The 6,758-nt window shown below is 55.0% G+C and carries 7 protein-coding genes; 4 read left to right on the top strand and 3 right to left on the bottom strand.

Annotated elements, in window-relative coordinates; translation table 11 throughout:
* The 3 genes from KBY85_RS11335 to KBY85_RS16090 form a co-directional block, all read left to right on the top strand.
* On the top strand, positions 1–214 hold a 214-nt coding region (locus tag KBY85_RS11335), incomplete at its 5' end, for a hypothetical protein (protein ID WP_254961623.1).
* A 103-nt stretch (positions 215–317) separates the two neighbouring features.
* Positions 318–836, top strand: a complete 519-nt coding sequence (locus tag KBY85_RS11330; protein WP_254961622.1) for a hypothetical protein — start codon at positions 318–320, stop codon at positions 834–836.
* A gap of 25 nt (positions 837–861) precedes the next feature.
* Positions 862–1,119 carry an ABC transporter permease gene (locus tag KBY85_RS16090; RefSeq protein WP_396121851.1) on the top strand — a complete coding sequence of 86 codons (258 nt, stop codon included), beginning with the start codon at positions 862–864 and terminating at the stop codon, positions 1,117–1,119.
* A 26-nt stretch (positions 1,120–1,145) separates the two neighbouring features.
* Here the strand turns inward: KBY85_RS16090 and KBY85_RS11325 are convergent, their stop codons facing one another.
* From KBY85_RS11325 to KBY85_RS11315, 3 genes are all read right to left on the bottom strand, one after another.
* Entirely contained in the window at positions 1,146–1,721 is a 576-nt protein-coding gene (locus tag KBY85_RS11325) for a hypothetical protein (protein ID WP_254961621.1), read from the bottom strand.
* A 91-nt stretch (positions 1,722–1,812) separates the two neighbouring features.
* Entirely contained in the window at positions 1,813–2,928 is a 1,116-nt protein-coding gene (locus KBY85_RS11320) for a rhomboid family intramembrane serine protease (protein WP_254961620.1), read from the bottom strand.
* A 26-nt stretch (positions 2,929–2,954) separates the two neighbouring features.
* Entirely contained in the window at positions 2,955–3,809 is an 855-nt protein-coding gene (locus KBY85_RS11315; RefSeq protein ID WP_254961619.1) for an N-acetylmuramoyl-L-alanine amidase, read from the bottom strand.
* 1,643 nt (positions 3,810–5,452) lie between these two features.
* Between KBY85_RS11315 and KBY85_RS11310 the strand changes: the two genes are divergently transcribed.
* Positions 5,453–6,688: a lipopolysaccharide assembly protein LapB gene (locus KBY85_RS11310; protein ID WP_254961617.1), complete on the top strand. Its 1,236-nt coding sequence runs from the start codon at positions 5,453–5,455 to the stop codon at positions 6,686–6,688.
* Positions 6,689–6,758 lie beyond the last annotated feature (70 nt).

Raw genomic sequence — 6,758 nt, 5'->3', positions numbered from 1 at the left:
AAAATTTATGGCGGGCTGCCAGCCAGCAGCAGAAAAGGAGAGAGACACGGAGACTGCAAGAAAATATTGCGAGTGTACATTTGATAGGGTTTCATACACAATTCCAATTGAAGACTATACAAAGCTTGAGATTGGGCAAGAAATGAGCCCAGAAGCGAATGCCAGCCTTGCCGTTGCTATTACACAATGTGGAGGCAACCCCTCAAATCTATAATTAGTCTATCAAGATTGCTTCTCACTTTTAGCTGCCGCTTAGGTGGCGATGACGACCTCAGCGGGTGCGTGCGAATAATCTCTTTGGGAAGTGCTGGGAGGGCGTGGTGGTGATGGGAGTGGTTTTTTGTGGGGTGGGGTGGGATGTTGAAAAATGGCCAAGAGTGACCCACAATAGCGGTTGTCTTGTATTGGGCCGTATGGCAAAACCAAAAGGATTTGGCACTATGTGCTGGCTTGGGTTAATGCTAAATGGATTTGGCATCGTCTTCGCGCTTTTCGTTGCTGTTTACGAAAGAATCGACAGCCTAGTCAAGTGGCCAAGCTTGATTGAGCTGGAAATTTTCCAGTCTGATGCCCAAATTATGTATCTACTTATAGGTGGCTTTGTTTGTGCGGCTCAGGCAGCAATACTCGTGGATCTGTTGCGAAGAAGAATTAACAGAATTCGTGGGCTAGTAGTAACTATCTTGGCAGCCGTCGCCTTAGCCTATCTGGATACGCTCGCAGTGCCAGAAGACCCATTTAACCCCTGGTCAATGCTTATAGAGCTCCTGCTGGCCGCTATTCCAATTGTTTACTTCTGCAGAAAGTCAGTATACGACTACCTTGACGGACAATAAAAGCTCTCACTGAGCTCTTGGTGGCATCGGGTTAGCGGCATTTGGCTACTGGATGGCATCTTTGCTCACGATCGTGGCCAGCGGGGCGATGTCACTTTTTCTCTCCACCCTGGTGAGGGACCAACGACAAGCGGGTAGCTTGTCTCCGCTGCTGCTGATGCCACAGCTGATTCTCTCTGGGGTGCTGTTTGAAATTGGCAGTCTGACTGCTCTTTACCCAGAGGTTGCCAGTCGCTGGGCAGTCAAGATCTCCTCTACAGTGAAGTCACAATATGAGAGATAGCTTGCTGGCATTTGCGCAGATGGCCATCAATTATGCATCTTTGAATCCTTAGAAACCGGGCAGAGGCCGACGTACCCACAAAAGATCGGGCTGCTTAACGCCAGTCCAATACCGGCTGCCACCAGAGACCAGCCCAGCGCCAAGGTCACCAGGTGTCCCCTCGATCCAGCAACTAGTGGATTATCTTCAGCCGGTTCACTCGCCATCCCTTGTGGAGAGTCGCTGGGCGGCCTTTGCCTGTTCCACTCTTCACGTTCTGCTGCAGCCTGATGCTGGTTTGTTGACGAGGGGAGATTGAGAAAGCCATTAAGCAGCTCAGACAATGCCTCTAAAACCGGGGCAGAAAACAGTGGCCTAACCTCATTAATCAATGCATCACGCTGGAGCATTCCGCCACCGGAATTGGCTTTGGCAATGAGCAACTGAAAAGCTGGCCGCGAGACCAGATCACGCATGGGAAGCTGCAGCTCAGGATGGTCTGCTGCTAGATCGGCGATCATTCCCTGAAGTGCCGCTCCTGTGGGCACACCGCTGGACTGGTTGATGTGGCTGGCCAATGCCTGGCCAATTTGTCGATAGTCCATGGGCAGTTGTTGGCTCACGGCTTCTGTTCCGGTCTCCCGCCCAGCTTGGACGATGGGCCGGACTGTGCTCTTCCCTTTGGACAGAAGCTAAAACTGCTTTAGATCCCTTTCAGTGCGAAAGGCCCAGCAGCCAGAGCGCAACACCCCAGATTGCACCAAGTGCCAGCCCCCAGAACCAGCAACTGCTGACAACCCGCTGCCACGCACTCGTTCGGTCTCCGGTATGGCGCCTTGGCAACGACCAGACCATCTGAATCGTTACCCAGCTCCAGAGCAAAACCCAGACCGGGATCCGCAGAGGGCCCACCTCGAAGTCGAAGGTTTGCTCTTGCCAACGCAGCAGGCTGAGGGTGGAATCCAGGCTCAACAGCGATGCCACAACACCACTTGCACCACCCCATATCCGCCTGATGTGACACCAACGGCTGGCCTGTACCGCAAGCGCCAGGCAAGCCAGGCTTGTTAGTGCGTAGCGCAGCACCACCTCCCTCAGAGGTAGGGCCGTGTTGAAGAGCACGACCGCAAGAACAACAGCATTCAGCAACACCTCCTTATCCGATGCATGTAGCCAAGGTGCAGTCACCCATCTCCATGCCTGGCGCGGAGCTACAGCGCTGGCACGGTCCAACAGGCCTGCAGTGCGCCACGGCTTGATTAACTTGCTTGTGAGCAAATGAGCAGCGGCTAGAAACAGCAGCAATACGACACACGCGCTCCAATTCAGTGGCACGAACACCAGACGGTCCAGTTCAGCCCCGAACCAGGCGAGTACCAGCGCCGAGCTTGCTCCGAGAGCCAGACCAGGCGTTATCGGACGCAGCGTTCTGGCCAGGCGCCAATGCTTAACAAACCAATGGTGTGCGATCCAACCTGAATCTGCTGCCGAAGGCGACCCGGGACGTGCTGTGGCCTGTGAAACCCCGGGGACGCCAATGGCTGCCTCCAGCAGCTGCACCAGCTCAGTGAGGATGTCCTGGCTATAGATCTCACCCAGCTCTGCCGTGAGGGCCTGCATGGTCGCGCGTGCCTTCGCTTGTTGCTGCTCTCCGAGCAGTTGCAAAAACAATGGTTGTCGGCCCAGATCCTGCAGCGGCCCGTGAAGTCGCCGCGATGCACCGGCGGCATCGATCAACCGATTGACAAGCGCTTGGCGCGGCAGGTTGTTCAGCTCACCGCTGTTCACCCATTGGTGCAGCTGATTGCCGATCTCCCGACCGATTCCCATCCCAACCTTGCACCTCAGTGGGTCATTCAACGCCCCTGGGTTCGAACGCCGGTGCGCCGCAAATCAGCGGTGAGTGACGATCCGCCGCATGCCAGCCACTGACTGCGGAGATTCTGGTCAAGATGAGCCCAGTTGAAGCTGCGTGGATCACGGCGGCTGCCGCTGCGGTCAACCTCCTGGTGGGTTACCACCATGCCTGAGCCGATGCCGTACAGCAACTTCCATTGGGCAATCTGTGACGCCAGGCTGCGGTACTGCGCATTGGTGTAACCGGAATGCTCGCCACGCTCGCCATCCGCTCCGTCGGGAGGCGAGACAAGGCTCACGTGCAAAGCAACGTTGTTCAAGGATGGCTGGAATCCAGGTTTGAGCTGCACAGCCATTCCCTTGAAGTCAGAGTCGCCGGCGCCGTAGGCCCTCTCACTGTCGGCCACAAGACGCAGGCGCCGGCCATCGCGGCCGATCAGCATGTGATAACTGGACTGCTGGGCATCGCTGGTGCGGGTACTTTGAAACAGATTCACTGCGGTGCTCTCATCGACCACAGTCTCGTGCAGCACGATCAGAGCTGGTTTGTTGGCTACGGGCCGCCCTTTCCAGTCAGTGGCCTGGCGCGTGCCGTAGTTGGAGGGATTCGCCGGCGCCTGCAATTCTGGTTGGCTACCGATCAGGCATTCCAGTGCAACACGCTGATCTGCCTGGTCGCCGTTGATCCGCGGCGTTGTGCTTTTGATGTGTTCAGAGTTCAGCTGCAGACCAGATTGGGAAGGAGAGTTCCCATTGGATGCAACACCAGACGGATCGAGTCCCCAGCGCGGATCAATCAGTTTGGGTTGTTGCAGCACCGTGATTGCTAGCAGGTAGCCGAGGCCGCCCAGCATGAGTAGAACAAGACCAAGAAATGTTCCGGCAAAGTACTGTCCGATTGGCTCTGAGTCCTTGACAGGATGATCTGGCGCCCCTTGATCTTCTGGTGGCTCCGGTTGCAATGCTGGATCTACGGCCCGATTGGACTGGTGCCCGCTTTCGATGGGACTGCTCAACGGACGTTCCCAGGGATCCAGGAGACAGCTCCATCCTGATGATTGATCACGATGATTGAGTCACCTTTATGGGTGTCATTCCGCCAGGTGATTGGGTGACTACTGCCGTTGGTGCCTACTACAGCACCTTGTCCTCCTGGACTGTAGGTGTAAGTAGTCTCCTTACCATCGGCCCAGGCTACTTTATATCCATTCTCGGCATCGCCTCCCACATCGCGGCAAGCCCAAAACTCCACTTGTGATTTGTCTGTATTAACGCGCCCACTAGGGTCGGTTCGGGAAAAAGCGCAGCTTTGCGGGTAATCACCACCGGGAAGTTGTCCGAACTTATAGTCGGAAGCACTGCCCCATGCTCCCTGTCCTGAGTCGTTGGGAGCTGTCGGTAGCTTCGATGGTGCCTGAGCAGGAGGATCCGCAGCCGGCTCTGCAGGCTGAGGTGTACTGAGGGGCGCCTTCGGTGATGGCACGGAGGCTGTGCTCTGATGAAGACGGTTGCCTAAGAAGAGCCAGGCAAGACCAACGATGACGGCGCCGCCCAACATGGCTACCAGCGCGATCAAGATTGAAGTCTGAGGGTTGCTCGACGCTGTCTGGATGATTTGGGGCTGCCCCGACCCCGCTGGTCCGTAGTTGATGGGTCCGGCGGCAGCGTAAGGGTGTGTGGCGGGGTGAGGCGATGAAGGCGCGTATGACGTGAAGGGTTGCGCTGAAGCGTAGGTAGATGGCTGGGCAGCCGATGACGCCATGCTGACTGGCCGCCCTAGGCATCCGTCGATCACATCAGCCAGTCGACCCACCATCGAGCTGTTGTAGGTGAGCCCCAGATCCTCCAAGAGGGCATCGCGACCCCCCACCTGCACCGAGTGCTGCTTCTGGACAAACAGTTGCGGGAAGGTAGGACGCCCCAGTAAATCTCGCAGCGGACCCAAGAGAGCGGTATCCTCGCCGACAAGATCCTGGATCTGACTGAAGATGGTGCCGTAGGGCAGGCTGGAGACCGATTGCTGAGCGATCAGCCCGGCAAGCTGCTGCCCCAGCTTGTGGTCTCTGAGGCGGGCGGGATCGGATGGGCTACCTACTGTCACCGTCCTGAGGGTGAAGTAGAGCAATACTAATGGATGGGCTTCATCAAGCCTGATTCTGATCAGCGCTAGCTCCGGAATGGAACCTTGCAGAGGCAGACGTCTTGGTAACGACTTTCATGCCAGCGCAGGTATCGCTCAATCAGTAGATTTGATCGATTCCTTACAGCCCAGCTTAAGCTGGCAAAAACAATATAATGTATATTATATAGGTCTTCAAGAAATTTTCAAGGCCGACCTCAATAATTTTGCCTTGGCTACGGCTAAAGTCCTAGAAAAAGCTTTGTTCGTATCGCTCAGTAACTTGCTCCTGTGGCTGGTCCAACAGAGGTGGGCTTTGATAGCAGCGGCTATCTATAATTGAGGATGTATGAGCAGTCTGGCGCAGCCCCTACAGCTATGACCTCGCAAGCGGCGCCAAGGGGAGATCACGACCTGGGAATGAGCCTTGCCAGGGCATTGGCCAATATCAAGAGCCCGACACCCCAGCTGTGCCAAGCCATTTTGCAAGACCTACTCGGTGATGATCGATCGCTATGGCCTGCTCTTCGGCAGCTGACCGAGCGCCCAGGTCTTGAGGCATTGCGGAACCATCCGAGTTCTGCCGCTCGGATGGTTGGGCGGGATGCGTTGCTTGAGGATATTGCCGCCTGGTGTAACCAGGGAATTCTTGAGCGTTCAGCTGAGTTTCTGAATGGACTCTTGGATCTTCCATCAGATGTGCTGTCCCTATCGAACGGGGGACAACAGCACCCTGTTAGCGCAGAGACTGCGCCTGCGCCAAAGAGTCAACCAGCTGTAGCAGTAAGCACGCAGCAAATTGTTCAGTCTTACTGCGAACAAGCCGAGGAGGCTGCCCGCTTCGGTGATCTCAAGACAGCAATTTTTAAATATTCAGAGGCGATTCAGCTTGACAGTGCTAATGCGAAGCTTTACCGGCAGAGGGCCAGCCTTCATGCCAAGTCCGGAGACTTGACTGCAGAGGCTCAAGACTTGACCAGCTTGTTACATTTTGATCCCGATGATATACAGATGCTATACCGTCTTGGCACTATTCACGAAGCGATGCTAGAGCCAGATGTGGCTCGCAATAAGATCAAGACAGCAGCTGATCGTGGCCATGTAGAGGCCCGGGAATGGATTGCAAGCGACTGCTTAAGGCAGGCGAAGAATGAGGCTTCATGTGGGGATCATATGCACGCGATTGAGCTAGTAACTAAAGCCATGAGTTACCGACAGGCTGTCCAGGCTGCCGACTACATGCTTAGAGCTGCGTCATATTCAGCGCAAAGCAACTATCAAGAGGCACTAAACGATTTAACGGAAGCGCTCCGATTGACGCCAAACAACTCCTCCGCTCTATATCAAAGAGGACATGTATTTAAGGCGCTCAGTCGTTACAAGGAAGCCAATGCAGACTTGCAAGCACCTTCCGTTCTAGGTCATTCAGGCCAGTCGGCGCCCATCAAGCTGCAAATTCCTGAGAGCAAAAGGATGGTAGTGGCTGATATTATAGTTTGGGCAACATTATGCGCTGGCGGTTTTTTCATTGTACAACTTTACATGCCATCTTGGCTGATGTATCTTGCGATTGTTTTGGCTGCTTGCATTTTTACAACCTTGCTCAAATCATAATCCGTTACTGCAGTGCTCATCATCTCCATCAGTGCAGTGAATAGTCACGTGTCCGGGTTGCCGTGCGCTG

The organism is Cyanobium sp. BA5m-10 (assembly GCF_024346255.1).
In the GTDB taxonomy this organism is placed as follows: Bacteria; Cyanobacteriota; Cyanobacteriia; order PCC-6307; family Cyanobiaceae; genus Cyanobium_A; species Cyanobium_A usitatum.
This window is presented reverse-complemented; position numbering and strand designations above follow the sequence as displayed.